This window comes from Arthrobacter sp. B0490 (assembly GCF_002929355.1).
Lineage (GTDB): Bacteria > Actinomycetota > Actinomycetes > Actinomycetales > Micrococcaceae > Arthrobacter_D.
In genome coordinates this window covers 65,768-83,299 of the sequence record NZ_PJIR01000004.1, presented here as the reverse complement: position 1 = coordinate 83,299, position 17,532 = coordinate 65,768, and the positions used below count along the sequence as shown (strand labels likewise).

Below are 17,532 nucleotides of genomic sequence, written 5' to 3'. Positions count from 1 at the left end.
GCTGCCTACCAGCGGTCCATCAGGCTCCTGGCAGACAGCTGACAGGCAGCTGGCAGGTACCCACGAGCTCGGAAGCAGGTAGTCGTCTTCGATACTCACGTAGGTACCACTGTGTCCTAGGCGAACTATCCTCCCTACCTTTGGGGAGGCGATGACGCCTCCCCACTGCCCTCAGGAGCATCCGTGCGCACCAGCAACACCACCTCCGTCTTCACCCGCCGGCTCGCGAGCGCGGTCCTCCTCCCGGGAATCCTCGGTGGAGCCCTGATCTTCGCTCCGCAGGCGTCCGCGCAGGCAGGACCGACGTCGGGGGTGTGCAACGGCGTGGTGAACCAGGCAGCGCACCGAGGAACCGTGCAGGAGAACCTCCTCAGAGCTGCGGCACGCAAGAACGCCGACGTCATCTCCACGCTGCAGGGCGAGCGATCCGCACTCCAGGCCGATGCCGCCACCCTCGAGGCACAGATCAAGGACGCCGGCGCTGCGATCGCCGCGCTCGACGCGCAGAACACCCGGCTGGACGCCGACCTGGCGAGCACGACCGCCGGGATCGCCGCCCTCACCGAGCAGCAGGCGAGCACGGAGAAGGCCATCGCGACGGCGAACGGGAAGCTGGCGGACCTGGAGGCACAGCAGAAGGACACCGTCGCAGCCCTCGCACTGCGCCAGGCGGAGCTGGCTGCCGCTCAGTCCGTAGCCGACGAGCTGCAGGAGCAGGCAACCGCCGCCACTGCCGAGGTCGAGGACCGGCAGGGTGCGCTCCGTATCGCAACCGGCGAACTGGCCGGCCTCGAAGGCGCCGCGGCACGGACGGCGGCCGATGTGGTGCTGCAGAACGACGCGATCGCAGGGGCGCAGGGCGAGCTGGCCTCCCTCGCGACGTCGGCGCAGGATGCCGCTACCGCCGTCGGCGCCGCAGAGCAGGCAGTGACCGACGCCGAGGCCACCCTCGAGCAGCTCGTCGCTGCCGGCACCACCGCGCAGGCCGCCCTCGATGCCCAGCGCGTCGAGGTCGAGTCTGCCGTCCAGATGCTGACGACACTCCGGACGGACGCCACGAGGGCCGCTGACGCCGTCACCTCGAAGAACACCGCCATCGCCACGGCCCAGGCCGATCTCCTCACTCGTGAGGCAGCCGCTACCCGGGCTGCGGACGCCGTCACGGCGCAGCAGACCGCCATCACCGTAGCCGAGGGCGAACTCGGGACCCTGCGCGCGGACGTCGCCAGGGCCGCTGATGCCGTCACCACCAACACCACCCGGATCTCTACCGTCACCGCCGCCATCTCGCAGCTGCAGAAGGACATCACGGCCAAGAACAGCGAGATCACGGCCAAGCAGGGTGCCATCACCGCCGCCCAGGGCGAGCTGTCCGCCCTGCAGAAGCAGAAGACGACCCTCGAGGGCGAGATCGCCTCGATCTCGGCGCAGATCAAGGAGTTCAACGGTAACGGCAACTCCGACGCCCGGAAGGCCCTGGTAGACCAGCGCGCCGCGAAGGAGGCCCAACTCACCGCTGTGAACAAGCAGATCACGGACAAGAACGCGGCAATCGCGGGCCTGCAGGGCGATCTCGGCCCGCTGCAGGGACAGGTGAACACGCTCAACGCGCAGCTGCTGGCGAGGCAGACCGAGAGCAGCACCCTGCAGCAGGAAGCCGCACCCCTGCAGACAGCGCTGACGGCAGCGAACGCCTCCGTGGTGACCAGGGAGGTAGAGGTTAGGACGCTGCAGGGCCAGCTTCCCGCACTGCAGACGGCCCTGGCCGGCGCCAGGGCCGCCGTCGCCGCCCAGCAGGAGGAGACCGCACTGCTGCAGGGCCAGCTGCCGGCTCTCACGGCAGCAGCCACCGACGCCCGCGACGCCGTGGCGGCACAGGCGAAGATCGTCGCTGATCGCGAAGCAGAACTGCCGGGCCTCACCGAAGGGGTCGACGCGGCCGAGGCCGCCATCGGCACCCAGCAGGACGTACTCGACGGTCTACGGACCGACCTGACGGACGCCGAGGCGGACCTTGCCTCCGCCGCCGCGGCCGTAGCAACCAGGACGGCGGATCTCGCCGGGCTGCAGGACCGCCTGCCCGTGCTCCAGGCCGCCGCCGACAGTTCCGCGAAGGCCCTGACGGACAAGCAGGGGGAGATCGGCGCGCTGAATGCCGAGATCGACAGGCTGGTCGCGGCGCTGACCGGGCTGAACGGCCGGATCGCCTCGAAGGAGTCGGAGGTGCTCGCGCTCCAGGGCCGGGTGGCTCCGCTGCTCACGCAGCTGAACGCGCTCAATGGCGAGATCAGTGCCGCCGAGACCCAGCTCAAGAGCCTGCAGGGACAGCTGACCACCCTCGACAAGCAGGTCACCGACGCGCAGGCGGTGCTCCGCGGGCTCGAGGCACAGAAGAAGGCGAACAAGGATGCCATCACCGCGCAGCGCGCCACGGTGACCGCCCTCCAGGACAAGCTCGGCGGCGTCCAGGGCCAGATCAAGTCCATCGACGGCCAGATCCTGCTCGGTGGCTGCGTGGCCTGACGCTCAGGGCATCGAAGGGAGCCCCGGGACCGGAGGTCCCGGGGCTCCCTCGTCCCTGCGCCCGTTCCGGGGCGCTTGCGACCGCTCGGAGGGGGCTACCGGACCCCGGCCCGACGGCGGCGGTCGTTGCCCGAGCGCAGGTCCCGGTTCAGGCGGCGGTCGCCGTGGTAGAGGATCGACGACCAGTCCGCCTCGGCCGCGGACTTCGGGACGACCTTCGACTCCTCGACCTTCTTCGTCCGCGGTGCCACGTACAGCCAGTTCAGGACGCCGAGCCACATGTCCACCAGCGAGTTCTTGATCCCGATGTACGCGCGGATCGCACCGGCGGCCAGGACGGCGTTCAGCCCCGCGAAGACCGCGTTGCCCCAGTTCTGCTCCAGTACGTCGCGGGCGAGCGTGAGCAGCGAGAACGCGACGATCAGGTACGGGATCACCACGTAGAGGCCCGGCGCCGCGGTGCGGTCCTTGACCTTCGGTGTCCGGACGAACGGGATCTTCTCCCCCGTGAACGCCTGCTGGATGGACTTCAGCACGCCGGCGAGGTTGACCGGCAGCAGCACGAGGTTGAAGCCGTAGATCCGGAAGATGTCCGAGAAGCGATGCCCGCAGTCGCGGAGGTCGCTGCCCATCGCGAGGAAGTACGGTGCGGCCGCGAGGAACACGACGGGACTGAGGAGCCTGCTGTCGTAGGGGTACGCGAGGAGGAACAGCAGGCCGAAGCTCGCCCACGCGATGGACGCCATGTAGTTGACGCGCAGCAGTACCTCGCGGGCGAGCACCTGCTCGCGGAGGTGGCGGCGTCGTCGGAGCTGGTTCCACAGTTTCGGCAGGATCAGCAGGCCGCCGTTCGCCCAGCGCCGGCGCTGGACCACGAGGGACCCGAAGTCCGGCGGCGTGGCACTGTAGCTGAGGCGCTCGGGGTAGTTCATGAGCGTCCACCCGTGCGTGCCGAGGTCCACGCTGGACTCGGTGTCCTCGATGACGGTGCGGTCCTGGATGTAGGTCTTGATCTCGAAGCCGCCCACGTTCTCGATCTCGACGATATCCTCCACCGCCTGCTTCCGGATGACGGCGTTGGCGCCCACCCAGAACGTGGCCCCGTAGTAGGACATGCCCTGGTGCAGGATGTGCTGGATGTCCGTCGTTGCGCCGGCCACCCGCTCGATGCGCGTCGGCGCACCGCGGAAGGACGAGTACGGGGTCTGTGTGACGGCGATCCGCTCGTTGCCGGGCGATTCGAGCAGGTGCACGAGGCGCAGGCAGTAGTCGCGCAGCAGCAGGGAGTCGGCGTCGAGGGTGAGCAGGTACGTCGAGTCGGTGACGTCGAGGATGTCGTCGCCCTCACCGCCCTCCCCGTCGGCGAGGGGGCGCAGCACCGTCCCGGTGGCCACCCGCTCCTTGCGCCACCGCTGCCCCATCAGGGAGATGTAGGCGTTGAGGTTCATGGCCTTGTTCGCCTCGTGCGAGAGGGATGCGTAGGCCTTCCGCTCGAACGTCTCGAGCCGCGTGTTGAAGATCCGCACGAGCCGGATGTACAGCTCACGGATGCGGTCCGGCTCCGGGCACTGCTCCTGCACGAGCGCGGCGTCGAGCGCGTAGATGGTCAGGCGGAGCTCGCGGGCGAGGCCCATGAGGACGAGGTCCACGAAGAACTCGTCCACGTGGTCGCCCACGGTCTCGGCGTCGGCCATGTCCTCGAGCCAGACGGCGGCGGCCTCGTACGCGGCGATGAGCGGGGGCAGGTCGTCGCACGACGGCGGGGTGTCGCCGTCGCGCGCGGCGAGGTCCGCCTCGAACGCGGCCAGTGCGGCGGTCGCACGGGTGGAGGGTTCGAGGAGGGCGGACTCGATCTCGAAGGACAGCGCCCGCGTGGCGTCGAGCCGCTCGCGGATCACCGGGTCCTTGGGGTGGGGCGGGTCGTCCAGCAGCAGCACCACCCGGATGTTCGGGAACTCCTGCAGCGCCGCGGACCAGAGCGTGGCGCGGACGACGGCGGGCTCCTCGGCGTAGGACGGCACCAGGACGGTGATGCCCTCCTCGTGGTGCGCGAAGTGGCGGTCCAGCTCGCCGCGCGGCACGCGCCGGTGGTCCCGGAACCGGTACAACGCACCCTGCCGCGCCAGCAGGTACATGAGCGCCGAGAACGTCAGGAACGTGACGACGATCAGGTACGACGTCGCCTCGACCTGGAACCGGAAGCCGGCATTCGGGTTGTTGGCGAACTGCCGCAGGATCGTCGTGACGATGTACGTGAGCCAGGCCAGGATCGTGACCACGATGCTGATCCTGCCGAGCGCGATCTTCCGCGACGACGGCGTCGGGTGCACGATCGACAGCGGTTCCGAACGCCGTTCGGCACCCCACTGCCGGCGTCGGGCCGGTGCGGCGCCCGGAGCAGCGGCGGCCGCCTGCTCGAGGACGGCCGCCGCGGCGACGCCCGACGACGGCACGGCGGTCGCGCCCGCGGTCCCGGCCGGCGCGGAATCAGCGCGCGATCGTGGTCTGGGTGCGGACTCGGTGGCATCGCTGGGTCTGGACATGGCTACCTCGGCAGTAGGCGGACGGGTGGACGCACGACGTCGCCCCGGCGACACGCAGCGTCACTCTCCACCATCGGCCCGCCCGCCGTCGGCGTTAGGGAAAAGAATGACGGCGGCCGTATTTTCCTTTACGCTTCAAGCGTCTCGCGCACCCGGGGTGCGCTCTTCCGCCTCCCTCGAGGCTGTCATCTGGGGTCCATGTGTCTGTTCGCTTTCCCGGCCGGAAACTCTCTGTCCTCCGCCTCTCCCTCCTGTCCGTCGTCGTCGGCGGCCTCGCCGTCGGCGGCCTGACCGGCTTCGACCGCTGGGAGGACGCGCGGGCCGCCGAGAGCACGGGTGCGTTCTTCGCGGGGTACGTGGACGTCACCGCGACGCCGTCGTACGAGTTCGAGGACCCGGCCGTGGAGACCGGCGGCAGCGTGGTGCTGTCCTTCATCGTCGCGTCGAAGACCGAGCCGTGCACCCCGTCCTGGGGCACCTTCTACGGGCTGGACGAGGCCGAGGCCGGGCTGGACCTGGACCGTCGCGTCGCCCGGCTGGCACAGGACGGCGGGGAGGTCATCGTGTCCTTCGGCGGCCTCCTCAACGACGAGCTCGCCACCGCCTGCACGGATCCCGACGACCTGAAGGACGCGTACGCGGACGTCGTCGACCGGTACAAGCTCTCCACCGTCGACCTCGACATCGAGGGCGAGAACCTGAAGGACACCGAGGCCGGGCAGCGCCGCGCGGAGGCCCTCGCCGCCCTGCAGTCCGAGCGGGCCGACACGGCGACCCCGCTCAACGTCTGGCTGACCCTGCCGGTCGCTCCGACCGGGCTGACCGCCGAGGGCACCGCCGCCGTCGCCCAGTTCCTGGAGGCCGGTGTCGATCTCGCCGGGGTGAACGTCATGACGATGGACTACGGCGGCAGCCGTCCCGAGGGCACGAGCATGCTGACCGCGTCGCAGAACGCCGCCGACGCCACGCACCGCCAGCTGCAGGTGCTGTACGAGCGGGCGGGCATCGAGATCGGGCCGCAGGCCGTCTGGCGGAAGATCGGGCTGACGCCGATGATCGGGCAGAACGACGTCAAGGGCGAGGTCTTCACCCTCGACGACGCCAAGGCGTTCAACGCCTTCGCCGCCGAGCGCGGGGTGGGCCGCATGTCCATGTGGTCGCTGAACCGTGACGGCACCTGCAGCGAGAACTACGCCGACACCACGGTCGTCTCCGACGCGTGCAGCGGCATCGACCAGGAGGGCCTCCGGTTCGCGCCCCTGCTCGGGGCCGGCTTCGAGGGCCGGGCGGCGACGCTCGCCGGGGAGCCCGTGGTCGAGGAGGCTCCGGAAGCCCTGGTCGAGGACGATCCCGAGACGAGCCCCTACCCCGTCTGGTCCGACGTCGGCACCTACCGCGAGGACGACCGCGTGGTGTGGCACGGCAACGTGTACACCGCGAAGTACTGGACGCAGGGCGACCTGCCGGACGATCCCGTGCTGCAGGCGGAGGAGACCCCGTGGACGCTCCTGGGCCCTGTGCTGCCGAACGAGCGGCCCGTCCCCGCGGTCACGGCGCCGGCCGGGCTCTACCCCGAGTGGGACGCGAAGGCCGTGTACGAGCGCGGCGACCGGATCCTCGTGGAGGGCCGCGTGTACGAGGCGAAGTGGTGGAGCCAGAGCGACAGCCCGGAGGCGGCCGAGCAGGGTTCGGACGCGTCACCGTGGCAGAAGCTCGACGACGCGGCGGTGCTGAAGGCCGTCGAGGAGACGTCGGGCTCCTGACCCGTTCGTCGGCCGGGATCTCCCGAGCGACTGCGGCTCAGTCCGCCTCGCCCTCGGGCAGCAGGACCGTCACGCCCGCTGCGTCGAGCGCAGCGGCGAGTCCGGGTTCGGGAGCCTTGTCGGTCACGAGGAAATCGGCCCCCTCCAGCGGCACGATCTGGGCGAACAGCCGGCGACCGAGCTTGGTGGAATCGGCGAGGATGGCCGTCCGGTCGGCACGCCGGACCATCTCCGCCATCATCGTGGCATCGCCGAGGTTCGAAGCCGAATACCCCGAGGCGTCCACCGCTCCGACCGCCACCAGCGCGATGTCGCAGCGGATATCCACTTCCGGCGTCGCAGCACTCATGGCAAGGGTGACGGGACCGGTCGTCGCCTGGGTGAGGGTACGCACGGCTCCGCCGAACATGTAGAGGTCGCGGAAGACGGTGGGCGAGATCTCCGCCGGGATCCGGAGATTGTTGGTGGCGATCGTCAGGTTGCGGTGGTTCCGAAGCGCCCGCGCCACCGCGAGGCTGGTGGTGCCGGCGTTGATCATGAGCACCGACCCGTCCGCGACCAACTCGACGGCGAGCTGGGCGATCGCCTCCTTCTCGACCGTCTGCATGCTGAGGCGCACGTCGATCTCCCGGTCGCGACCCGCCCGCTCGGCCGCGCTGACGGCACCGCCGTGCGTGCGCACCAGGACGTTCTCGCGATCGAGCTGGTCGAGATCACGACGGATCGTGTCGATGGATACGTTGAAATGGGCGGCAAGGTCCGCGACCGTCACGCGCCCTACCTCGTCGACGTAGGCCGCGAGATCGGCCTTCCTTCCCGCCGGGAGCTGCCGTGAGCGTTGCAGTTCTTGCGAAGTCATGCCTTCATCTGTAACACATGCCGCCAAGAAGCCGCAGCATTCGTGCAGGAAACAGCAGATTCTGGCGCCGAGGCCTCCGAGGTCGTACTCCCTCACCGCCTATAAGGGGCGTCATACCGCTCCAGGGTCTTGACGGGCCCGCCGGTAAAGCGCACAATCTAGGTGAAAGACGCAAAAGAACGCATAATCAAGCGAAATATCGCACAATCTCAATGAGGAGACCTGATGCCCACCCATCGGCGAATGCGCAATCGAGCAGTTCTGTTCACCGGCCTTGTCACTGCCGCAGCCTCTGTCGTCGCTCTCACCGGCTGCGGCTCGAGCAGCGGCTCCGAGTCCGCGGACGGCAACGTCACCATCGAGTTCGCCCAGTGGTGGGAGCCCGAACTCCCCGACGGCGAGTTCCGCGCCATGATCGACAAGTTCGAGGAGGCCAACCCGGAGGTCACCGTCGAGCTGGTCAGCGGCCCCTACGCCTCCACGAAGGAGCAACTGTTCGCGGGAGCGGCCTCCGGCACGATGCCGGACGTCGTCGGCCTCGACGGCGCCTGGGTCAGTGACTTCGCGGAGCAGGGCGTCATCGCCGACCTGACTCCGTTGCTGGACGAAGCCGGTTTCGACGACAGCCAGCTCGTGAGCCAGGTCCAGGTCGAGGACAAGACCTACATGGTCCCGGTCGTGAACTTCGTCTATCCGATGTTCACGAACGACGACCTGCTGTCCCAGGCCGGCGTCACCGCACCCCCGGAGACCCGCACCGAGTTCGCCGATGCAGCCAAGAAGGTCTCCGATCTCGACGGCGACGCCTCCGGCTGGGTGCTCCCCCTCTCCCTCGAGGCACCGAACGGCGTCCAGAACGACGTCATGTCGTGGGCCTGGGCCTCCGGAGGCTCCATGCTCAAGGACGGCCAGCCGGACCTCACGAACGACGACGTCACCTCCGCCGTCGACTTCATCGGCGGCCTCTGGGACGACGGCGTGATCGCTCCGGGCAGTTTCACCATGAAGGAGCAGGACAAGGTCGAGGAGTTCACCAACGGCCGCGTCGGCATGATGATCGACTCCCTCGCCCACATCAACCTGATCCGCGAGACCAACCCGGACCTCAACTTCTCCATCTCGGCCGTCCCTGCCGAGGACGGCTACTCCGGCGAGCGCGGCATCCCCTACGCCTCCTGGGGCATCGGCGTCGCCGAGAATTCCGAGCACAAGGAAGCGGCCGCCAAGCTGGTCTCGTTCCTCATGAGCGAGGAGACCAACTCCGAGCTCTCGACCATGGCCAACGCCTTCCCCGGCAACACCGGATCGGTCCCCGCGTTCGTCGAGGACGACGACCTGTTCAAGAAGGCCTTCGACATCTACCAGGCGGGCTACCCGGCGAACGAGTTCGTCGGACTCCCGGTGGCCGAGGAACTGATGCGCCAGCTGGGCGCCCAGCTGCAGGCAGCGCTCGACGGACAGCAGTCCCTCACCGAAGCCCTCGAGAAGGCACAGACGGAGTGGGAAGGCGAGTTCTAGTCCCTCCCTCCACCCGGATCGGGTACCGCTGCTCCCAGGTGCGGTACCCGATCCCCCACGAAGGTCGTCCCTCATGAGCCTCCGCACGTTCACCGCTCCCGACCCCGAGACCCTGGTCAAGGGATCCCGGCCCTCCACGAAGCGCCGGCAGCTTCGCCGCGCCGGCGAGTCCTACGGTTTCCTCGCCCCCACCCTCCTCCTGCTGCTCGTCCTCATGATCGTGCCGATCGTGATGGTCATCGGTTACTCCTTCCAGGACAACGTGATCCTGAAGTCCTCCTCGGAGTTCACCGGGATCGCCAACTACGTCACCGTGCTGACGGACCCCGGTTTCTGGAAGGCCACGGGCAACACCCTCTACTTCTCCGTCATCAGCGTCGCCGCACACCTGGTGCTGGGGCTCACCTTCGCGATGCTGCTCAACAGCCGCCTCATCAGCGCACCGTCGCGGGCCTTCTTCCGGGCCCTCTACGTGCTGCCCTGGCTGTTCACGGCGGCGGTCATCGCCGTCCTGTGGCGCATGCTGCTCTCCCCCAACGGCATCGTGAACTTCATGCTCGACACCGATGTCGAGTGGCTCGCCTCTCCGCAACTCGCCCTCGGAACGGTGACCTTCATCAACATCTGGGCCGGCTACCCCTTCTTCATGGTCAGCCTGCTCGCGGGGCTGCAGGGCATCCCGCAGGATCTCCACGAGGCGGCGAGCATCGACGGCGCAGGTCCCGTCCAGCGTTTCTGGAACGTCACCATCCCCCAGCTCCGACCGATCATCGTCAGCCTGCTGCTGCTCGATCTCATCTGGACCTCGCAGCAGTTCGCCCTCATCTGGCTGACCACCGGCGGCGGGCCCATCGACGTCACCGAGATGCTCAGCACCTATACCTACAAGCTCGCCTTCGCCAACTACGACTTCTCCCTCGCCGCGACCGCCGCGGTCCTGGTGCTGCTGCTGTCGATGGTGCTGGCCGTGCTCTATGTGCGACACCAGAAAGCGAGGGATTGATATGGCGCTGACCACGCAGGGCCGCACCCGCCTGGCCCGCTCCGGAGTGATCGGGGGGCTCGTCCTCGGGGCGATCTTCGCCGCCGGCCCGATTCTCTGGATGCTGTCGAGCTCGTTCAAGTCGAACACGGAGATCTTCGAGCTCCCACCCCGGCTGATCACGGACTCGTTCTCGTTCGACGCCTACACGGCGATCCTCACGAATTCCGAGACGCTGCGGTTCTTCTTCAACAGCTACCTCGTCGCCGGCGCGGTGACCATCCTGACGCTGCTCGTCGCGATCCACGCCGCCTATGCGTTCAGCCGGTTCGAGTTCCGCGGCAAGAGGGTGCTGAACGTCGTCATCGTCAGCGTGCAGGCGGTCCCTCCCATCACGCTGCTCATCCCGTACTTCGGACTGGTCGTCGGGCTCGGGCTCTACAACACCTACCCGGGCCTGATCCTCACCTACATGGTGTTCACGCTGCCCTACGCCATCATCATGATGACGGGCTACATGAACACCCTGCCCAAGGAACTCGACGAGGCGGTGCGCGTCGACGGCGCGGGCTCGCTCACGGCACTGTGGAGGGTCCTGATCCCCATCTCCGTACCGGGCATCGTCTCGGTCGGCATCTACACCTTCATGATCGCCTGGAACGAGTACCTCTTCGCGCTCACCCTCACCCGGACCACGGAGATGCGCACGGTCCCGATCGGCATCCAGCTGCTCATGGGACAGCACTCCTACGAGTGGAACCAGATCATGGCCATGAGCATCCTCGGGTCGATCCCGGTGCTCATCCTCTTCCTGCTCCTCCAGCGCTACTTCATCAGCGGCCTCACCGCCGGCTCGGTCAAGAGCTGACCGCCGGCCCCTGCCCGCCGTCATCCACCGATTTTCCGCACGTCATCTACCCAAGGAGAACCACAGTGCTGTACACCGGTAAGTCCATCCTCGACATCGCCAACGAACACAACTTCGCCATCCCCGCGTTCAACATCAGCGACTGGGCCATGTTCAACGGGGTCATGGACATCAGCGAGGAGAAGGAGGCCCCGGTCATCATCGCCATCCACCCCGACGAGGTCTCCCACATCCGCACCGACCTCGTCGCGGCGATGCGCAGCCGGGCGCACCGCTCCAGCGTCCCGGTGGCGATCCACTGGGACCACGGCGGAACCTTCGAGCAGATGATCACCGCGATCCAGGCCGGCTTCACCTCGGTCATGATCGACGCATCCCTCCTGCCCTTCGACGAGAACGTGGCGCTCACCCGCAAGGTCGTCGAGGCCGCTCACGCCGTGGGCATCCAGGTCGAGGGTGAACTCGGCACCATCGGCGCGAACGACAGCTACGGGGAGTCCGGTGCCGCCGAGATCATCTACACCAACCCCGACGACGCCGTCCGCTTCGTCAGGGAGACGGGCGTCGACAGCCTGGCGATCGCGATCGGCACCTCCCACGGTCTCTATCCGGCGGAGAAGAACCCCGAACTCCGCCACGACCTCCTCGAGGAGATCAAGGCCGCGGTGGGCATCCCCCTGGTGCTGCACGGCGGTTCCGCCAACCCGGACAGCGAGCTGGCCCGTGCGGTGACGCTGGGTATCAACAAGATCAACATCTCGAGCGACATCAAGGTGTCCTACCACAACGCGATGCGCCGGATCCTGGGCACCGACGAGCGCCTCCGGGAGCCGAACGCCATCCAGCCCGAGGCCATCGCGGCGCTGAAGCTGACCGCGGCCGAGAAGATCGAACTGTTCGGCGCCGATGGCAAGGCCAAGCTGTACTGATCGGACGGACGGGCACACACAGCTGAGGTGAAGGGAATCGGTGTCATGGGAACAACGCTCGTACTCGGGCTCGGCGGGACGGTCGACTACGAGGTGCAGTGGGACGCAGCAGTCGTCGAGGGTCTCGCTGCGCGGTTCGGCATCCGGCGTTCCGAGCTGACCACCATGGCACCGATCGTCGACGAGCGCTCGCTGGTCGTCACCATCCTCGGCTTCCTGACCGACGGTGCGGGCGGCGAGCGCTTCGTGGAATCGTCCGAGGTCGTGAAGGACTTCGCCGGGCGCTTCACCACCGAGGTGACGATCGGCGGGACCGGGGTGCGCGCAGGCATCGCACTCGACCGCCTGGGCATCCCGACCGTCCAGCACCTCGTGAGCATCGACGACAACGTGCGCCGGCTCCTGCCGACGTCCATCTCGTACGTCAGCTCGGCGACCGAGGACACGCTCGATCCGCACCTCATCGTGCAGTTCCCGCCGGGCACGCGCATCCGGCTCGACGACGGCGACGTGGTCTCGCCGTCGTCGAACCGGCTCATCTTCGCGAACGACCCGCCGAACCGCAGCATGGCGATCGCGCCAGAGCTGGGGGCGGCGCTCGACGACGCCTCCGTGCTGCTCGTGTCGGGTTTCAACACGATGCAGGACGAGGACCTCCTGGAACGGCGGCTCACCGATCTCGACGCCGCCATGACGCACCTGCACTCCTCGGCCCTCGTCTACTACGAGGATGCCGGCTTCTACGTCCGGCGCTTCGCCCAGCGGATCTGGGCACATCTGCTGCCGCGTATCGACGTGTACGGCATGAACGAGGACGAGCTCCAGGAGTACGTGGGGCGGCCGGTCGACCTGCTGAACGCCACGGACGTCGCCGCGGCCCTGCTCGATGTGCACCAGCTCATCCCGGTTCCCACGCTGCTCGTGCACACCCAGCACTGGGCGATCGCCCTGGGCCCGACGGCGGGACAGCATCGCCCCGCCCTCGCCAGTGCCGTGCAGATGGCGGCGACCCGGTACCGGCTGGGCGACGGCTTCACCGCGGCCGACTTCGAAGCGACCAGCGGCCTCCCCCGCAGTGCCGGCGGCGAAGCCGTGGTCGGCGGAGTGGAGCAGAAGATCGCCGGCGCGGTCGGCGTCCCCGCCTTCAGCCTCGAGACGTCGTCGCCCACCACGATCGGGCTCGGCGACAGCTTCGTCGGCGGATTCCTGGTCGTCCACTCGCCGGTCCGGCAGCCGCAGCCGTGATCGAGCGGCTGCCCCCGAATCACCCGCCGGAGCGCTTCTACCGCGGAGGTGCCCGCATCTCGGCCTTCCGCGGAGAGCCGGTCGCGGCAGAGTTCGAGCCGGAGGACTGGATCGGCTCGACGACGACGATCTTCGGCGAGGAGGAGCTCGGGCTCACGCGTCTCGCCGAGGGCATGCTCTTCCGCGACGCCGTCGAAGCGGATCCCGCGTACTGGCTGGGCGCGGACCATGTGGCGCGCTGGGGCGATGACGTCCGCCTGCTGGTGAAGCTGCTCGACGCCGGCCAGCGCCTGCCCGTGCACGCGCACCCCGACGACGCCTTCGCCGCCCGCCATCTCGGCAACGGCCACGGCAAGGCCGAAGCCTGGTACATCCTCGAGGGCGGAACGGTCCACCTCGGGCTCACGCGGCAGGTGGGTGAAGCCGAACTGGCAACCCTCGTCGAGTCGCAGCACGTCGACGAGCTGCTGGGCCTCCTGCACCGGATCGAGGTCTCGCCGGGCGACGTGGTGTGGGTACCGCCCGGCATGCTCCACGCGATCGGCGCCGGCGTCCTGCTCCTCGAACTGCAGCAGCCCGAGGACCTGTCGATCCTGCTGGAATGGCGGGACTTCGCACTCGACGGCACCGCCGACGGCCATCTGGGCCTCGGCTTCGACGTGGCACTGCGTGCAGTGCAGCGGACGGCGACCCCCCGGGGCGCACTCCCGGGTCTCGTGCGGACGGCACCCTCCAGCGGTTCGGTCCTCCCGGCGGCCGCGGACCCCTTCTTCCGCCTGGAGCGGCTCCCGGTCGACCGGCCGATCACCATCCGACCAGGATTCGCTGTGCTCGTGATCAGGGAGGGTGAGGTCGTCCTGGGGGACCAGGTCGCTCCACGAGGCAGCACCTGGCTCGTGCCGGCAGGCACGGGTCCGTTGTCGATCGACGGGGTCGGCGAGATCCTGGTGGCGAGACCCCCAGCTGCCGAGGGGGCCGGCCATACCTGAGCGGTGGTCACTGCCGGGCTCCGGTTACGGTGACGAGGCCGGGTGGTCCACGGTCGACGTGCGGAGGAGCTGCAGGCGGATCTGGCGGTCAGCCAGGAGCTCTTCTCGACGCCGTCGGAGTCCCGGTGGGCGCCTACGGCAGGAGTTCGAGGGAGACGTCCCAGAGCCGTCGGGCGTTGGCCTTGTCCAGCGCGTACTGCAGCACTCCATGGGTCCCGTCGATGATGGCCGGGACCACCTCTGCCTCCCTGCAGTCCTCGAGGTACTTCCCTCCGGTGTTCTCCAGGAGGGGGGAGGTCGCGGCGAAGACGGACGTCGCGGCACCCTGCTCGGGTGTCTTGATGGTGAGGCCCGCGGCAGCGACCTGCCTCTTCGTCGCCGCCAGGGCCTCGGGGTCCCAGTGGCGCTGGAGGTTCGTCCAGATCCCGCCGGGCATGACCGCGTTCGCGGTGATGCCGTCCCCGGCCCATCGCCTCGTCGCCTCGACGGCGAAGAGTACGTTCGCCGTCTTCGATTGCCCGTAGGCCTGTCCGGCGTCATACGGTCTGCGCTCGAAGAAGAGGTCATCGTAGACGATGTCGGACATGCCGTGTCCGCTGGAGCTCACCGCGACGATCCTCGCGCCACCCGCGGCCGCGAGCGCACTGTGCAACCGGTGGGCGAGGGCGAAGTGTCCGAGGTGGTTGGTGGCGAACTGCAGCTCCCACCCGTGCCTCGTCCGCAACTCCGGGGTCATCATGATGCCCGCGTTGTTGATCAGCAGGTGCAGTGGGCCCGACCATGCGTCCGCGAACCGGTGAACGGAGTCGAGGTCGGCGAGATCGAGAGGTTCGACGTGGACGGTCACGTCGGGTCGGCTGCCGGTGATGTCCTCCGCGACACGGCGGCCGGCATCGACGTCGCGGACCGCGAGGGTCACGTCGCCGCCGGCATGGGCGAGGGCTCGGGCGGTCTCGATCCCGATACCCGACGCGCCGCCGGTGATGATCGCGGTGCGGCCGGACAGGTCGATACCCTCGACGACCTCATTGGCGGTACTCGCTGCGGTGAAGGGTGAGTCGATGCTGGTCATGGTGTCCTGTCGTGGTGCTCCTGGTCGGTCCTGCGCACGGCTGCCTCAGCCGAGCCGCGTCGCTCCGATTCCGCCGTCGATCGCCAGGATGCTCCCGTGCATCATCCTGGAGGCGTCGGACGCGAGAAAGAGTACTCCCTGCGCGATGTCCTCGGGCTGCACGACCACGCCCGCCGGCGTCGTGGCCGTCATCGCGTCCAGGACCGATCGGGCCGCCTCATTGCCGGGAGTCAGCGTCGCCCCCGGGGAGATCGTATTGACACGCACACCCCTGGGACCGAATTCGGCGGCCCAGGACCTGGTGAGTTGCTCGACGGCGGCCTTGGTCGCCGTGTACATGGCGGCGAAGGGACTACCCACCGATGCCATCCAGGACCCGACATTGACGATCACACCCGCCCCGGTCTCCGCCATGGCTGGCAGGATCGACGAACCGAGGACGTGCGGCGCGCGCACGTTGACGGCGAGCATGGCGTCGAGCTCGTCATCGGCAAGATCCGCCGTCGTCGTCGCGGGGTAGATTCCGGCGTTGTTCACCAGGATGTCGATGCGCCCTCCGAGCAGGTCGGTGGCGTCGGCGGCGAACCGTCGCAGGACCGCGTATTCGCCCGCCAGGTCGACGTCGAGGAACGTCGCCCGGCCCCCGGCCTCCCTGATGCGCGTCGTGACCTCCGCTCCACGGGTCGTGTCGCGTCCGCTCACGAGGACCTCGGCGCCGGCCGCTGCCAGGGCAGAGGCGGTCGCGGCCCCGATGCCGCTGGTGGAACCCGTGACGAGTGCAGTCCGGCCCTCGAGGTTCCTCGGGCTGATGAAAGGGGCGTTCGATGTCCATGTCATGGATCAGTTCTAGACCCAGGCGGACACCCGAACCAGATCACGGTCAACCGGGGCATGACAGGACCACGCTGGGCCGTGCGGGAAGTCCTACAGTGAGGAGATGACCGCTGATCGCACGCAACTCGGAGCGTTCCTGCGCTCCCGCCGCGACGGTCTGACCCCGGCGGACGTCGGGATGCGCGCATTCCCCGGCCCCCGCCGGGTGCCCGGGTTGCGCAAGGAGGAACTGGCCGTCCTGGCCGGTGTGAGTTCCGACTACTACAGCCGCCTGGAACAAGGGCGGCAGGCGAACGTCTCCCGCAGCGTCCTCGACGCACTGGCAAAGGCGCTGCGTCTGGACGAGGTGGAGCGGAAGCACCTTCTTGTCCTGGCCGACCCCTCGGACCAGCACCGGGCCACCTCGGCACTCGTGCAGCACGCCGACCGCGGGTTGCTCCGGCTGATGACCGTCATGGACCACGTGCCGGCCCTCATCCTCGGCCGCCGGGGAGAGGTCCTGGCGACCAACGCGCTCCTCACCGCCGTCCTCGGGAACCTGCGACCGGCGTCGTCCCTGGTGCGCTTCATGTTCTTCGACCCCCTGGCCCGGGAGCGCATCGTGAACTGGGAGCATTTCGCTGCCTCGACGGTTGCCGCCCTGCGCGGCGAACTCGGCCGCCACCCCGACGACGACCGGCTCATCGCGTTGATCGACGAGCTCCGGTCACGGGACGCCGACGCGGCGCAGTGGTGGGACGACCACGGGGTGCAGGACTACACGTCGGCCGCCAAGCAGATCCTGCATCCGATCGTCGGGGCGCTGTCCTTCGACATCGAGACCGTTCTGGCGACGCGCAGCACCGACCAGGTCCTCGTCGTGTACACGGCGCAACCCGATTCCGAGACGACGCGGAAACTACCGTTCCTCGCCAGCTGGAGCATGGAGAACACGGCGTCCGGCTGAGGTGCCGTCGATTCCTGGTCCTGGCGCCCGTTCGGCAGGGCTGTCCCTCGCCTACCCGGGATTGCCGGTGATGCCTCCGCTGTGGACGGGGCGCACCTCCACGCCGCCCGTGCTCGTGGAGACCGCGGGGTTCAGGCGGGCGATCGCCACCGCGGCATCGAGATCGGGGGCTTCCACGACGTAGAAGCCTGCGACGATCTGGTCGGCCTCCACGAAGGGGCCGGGCTCCGTGCTGTCCCGCCGGACGGACACCGCGCTGGCCCGAGGCGTCAGCGCATAGGCGAGTGACATCGTGCCGGCGACTGCGAGGTCCCGGGCGTGTTGGTCGTTCTCCTCGAGCTCGGCCGCTGCAGCGTCCACGGCATGGAGGGACTCGTCGGCATAGATGAGGATGGCGAAGTGCGGCATCGGCGGACCTTTCGTAGCGGTCGGTGGTGCGGTCATCTGGTGGACGGGGGCAC

At 68.6% G+C, this 17,532-nt stretch carries 14 protein-coding genes; 9 read left to right on the top strand and 5 right to left on the bottom strand.

Features of this window, described 5'->3' with window-relative positions:
- Nucleotides 1-183: 183 nt before the first annotated feature.
- Complete coding sequence (locus tag CXQ97_RS08410; protein ID WP_104180422.1) at nucleotides 184-2,523, top strand: chromosome segregation ATPase; 2,340 nt, start codon at nucleotides 184-186, stop codon at nucleotides 2,521-2,523.
- Nucleotides 2,524-2,618: 95 nt separating this feature from the next.
- On the opposite strand, the gene CXQ97_RS08405 is transcribed toward CXQ97_RS08410, so the two are convergent.
- Entirely contained in the window at nucleotides 2,619-5,066 is a 2,448-nt protein-coding gene (locus CXQ97_RS08405; RefSeq protein ID WP_104180421.1) for a glycosyltransferase family 2 protein, read from the bottom strand.
- 200 nt (nucleotides 5,067-5,266) lie between these two features.
- Between CXQ97_RS08405 and CXQ97_RS08400 the strand changes: the two genes are divergently transcribed.
- Nucleotides 5,267-6,829, top strand: a complete 1,563-nt coding sequence (locus tag CXQ97_RS08400; RefSeq protein ID WP_104180420.1) for a chitinase — start codon at nucleotides 5,267-5,269, stop codon at nucleotides 6,827-6,829.
- A gap of 37 nt (nucleotides 6,830-6,866) precedes the next feature.
- Here the strand turns inward: CXQ97_RS08400 and CXQ97_RS08395 are convergent, their stop codons facing one another.
- Nucleotides 6,867-7,688 carry a DeoR/GlpR family DNA-binding transcription regulator gene (locus tag CXQ97_RS08395; protein WP_104180419.1) on the bottom strand — a complete coding sequence of 274 codons (822 nt, stop codon included), beginning with the start codon at nucleotides 7,686-7,688 and terminating at the stop codon, nucleotides 6,867-6,869.
- Nucleotides 7,689-7,931: 243 nt separating this feature from the next.
- Between CXQ97_RS08395 and CXQ97_RS08390 the strand changes: the two genes are divergently transcribed.
- The 6 genes from CXQ97_RS08390 (at nucleotide 7,932) to CXQ97_RS08365 (ending at nucleotide 14,219) form a co-directional block, all read left to right on the top strand.
- On the top strand, nucleotides 7,932-9,206 hold the full coding sequence (locus CXQ97_RS08390) for a sugar ABC transporter substrate-binding protein (protein WP_104180418.1): 1,275 nt from the start codon (nucleotides 7,932-7,934) through the stop codon (nucleotides 9,204-9,206).
- Between the two features lie 73 nt (nucleotides 9,207-9,279).
- Complete coding sequence (locus CXQ97_RS08385; RefSeq protein WP_104180417.1) at nucleotides 9,280-10,209, top strand: carbohydrate ABC transporter permease; 930 nt, start codon at nucleotides 9,280-9,282, stop codon at nucleotides 10,207-10,209.
- A gap of 1 nt (nucleotide 10,210) precedes the next feature.
- Entirely contained in the window at nucleotides 10,211-11,056 is an 846-nt protein-coding gene (locus tag CXQ97_RS08380; protein WP_104180416.1) for a carbohydrate ABC transporter permease, read from the top strand.
- 65 nt (nucleotides 11,057-11,121) lie between these two features.
- A complete protein-coding gene (locus CXQ97_RS08375; protein WP_104180415.1) occupies nucleotides 11,122-11,985 on the top strand; it encodes a ketose-bisphosphate aldolase in 864 nt (287 codons plus the stop codon).
- 45 nt (nucleotides 11,986-12,030) lie between these two features.
- Nucleotides 12,031-13,230 (top strand): ADP-dependent glucokinase/phosphofructokinase, encoded by a 1,200-nt coding sequence (locus tag CXQ97_RS08370; RefSeq protein ID WP_104180414.1) that lies wholly within the window; start codon nucleotides 12,031-12,033, stop codon nucleotides 13,228-13,230.
- Entirely contained in the window at nucleotides 13,227-14,219 is a 993-nt protein-coding gene (locus CXQ97_RS08365; protein ID WP_104180413.1) for a class I mannose-6-phosphate isomerase, read from the top strand. Before CXQ97_RS08370 ends, CXQ97_RS08365 begins: the two co-directional genes overlap by 4 nt.
- A gap of 133 nt (nucleotides 14,220-14,352) precedes the next feature.
- On the opposite strand, the gene CXQ97_RS08360 is transcribed toward CXQ97_RS08365, so the two are convergent.
- Both CXQ97_RS08360 and CXQ97_RS08355 read right to left on the bottom strand, forming a co-directional pair.
- Complete coding sequence (locus CXQ97_RS08360) at nucleotides 14,353-15,291, bottom strand: SDR family NAD(P)-dependent oxidoreductase (RefSeq protein WP_104180412.1); 939 nt, start codon at nucleotides 15,289-15,291, stop codon at nucleotides 14,353-14,355.
- A gap of 45 nt (nucleotides 15,292-15,336) precedes the next feature.
- The gene (locus tag CXQ97_RS08355) at nucleotides 15,337-16,128 is read right to left on the bottom strand and encodes an SDR family NAD(P)-dependent oxidoreductase (RefSeq protein ID WP_104180411.1); all 792 of its coding nucleotides are present in this window, start codon (nucleotides 16,126-16,128) and stop codon (nucleotides 15,337-15,339) included.
- Between the two features lie 100 nt (nucleotides 16,129-16,228).
- Here CXQ97_RS08355 and CXQ97_RS08350 point away from each other — a divergent pair, with 100 nt between their 5' ends.
- Nucleotides 16,229-17,071: a helix-turn-helix transcriptional regulator gene (locus CXQ97_RS08350; RefSeq protein WP_104180410.1), complete on the top strand. Its 843-nt coding sequence runs from the start codon at nucleotides 16,229-16,231 to the stop codon at nucleotides 17,069-17,071.
- A gap of 51 nt (nucleotides 17,072-17,122) precedes the next feature.
- Here the strand turns inward: CXQ97_RS08350 and CXQ97_RS08345 are convergent, their stop codons facing one another.
- Nucleotides 17,123-17,479: a YciI family protein gene (locus CXQ97_RS08345; RefSeq protein ID WP_104180409.1), complete on the bottom strand. Its 357-nt coding sequence runs from the start codon at nucleotides 17,477-17,479 to the stop codon at nucleotides 17,123-17,125.
- Nucleotides 17,480-17,532 lie beyond the last annotated feature (53 nt).

Bases quoted from the DNA above. Each gene is read 5' to 3' on its own strand.
- CXQ97_RS08405 (WP_104180421.1), bottom strand. From the start codon at position 5,066: ATGTCCAGACCCAGCGATGCCACCGAGTCCGCACCCAGACCACGATCG.
- CXQ97_RS08380 (WP_104180416.1), top strand. From the start codon at position 10,211: ATGGCGCTGACCACGCAGGGCCGCACCCGCCTGGCCCGCTCCGGAGTG.
- CXQ97_RS08360 (WP_104180412.1), bottom strand. From the start codon at position 15,291: ATGACCAGCATCGACTCACCCTTCACCGCAGCGAGTACCGCCAATGAG.
- CXQ97_RS08395 (WP_104180419.1), bottom strand. From the start codon at position 7,688: ATGACTTCGCAAGAACTGCAACGCTCACGGCAGCTCCCGGCGGGAAGG.
- CXQ97_RS08345 (WP_104180409.1), bottom strand. From the start codon at position 17,479: ATGCCGCACTTCGCCATCCTCATCTATGCCGACGAGTCCCTCCATGCC.
- CXQ97_RS08385 (WP_104180417.1), top strand. From the start codon at position 9,280: ATGAGCCTCCGCACGTTCACCGCTCCCGACCCCGAGACCCTGGTCAAG.
- CXQ97_RS08390 (WP_104180418.1), top strand. From the start codon at position 7,932: ATGCGCAATCGAGCAGTTCTGTTCACCGGCCTTGTCACTGCCGCAGCC.
- CXQ97_RS08355 (WP_104180411.1), bottom strand. From the start codon at position 16,128: ATGACATGGACATCGAACGCCCCTTTCATCAGCCCGAGGAACCTCGAG.
- CXQ97_RS08350 (WP_104180410.1), top strand. From the start codon at position 16,229: ATGACCGCTGATCGCACGCAACTCGGAGCGTTCCTGCGCTCCCGCCGC.
- CXQ97_RS08370 (WP_104180414.1), top strand. From the start codon at position 12,031: ATGGGAACAACGCTCGTACTCGGGCTCGGCGGGACGGTCGACTACGAG.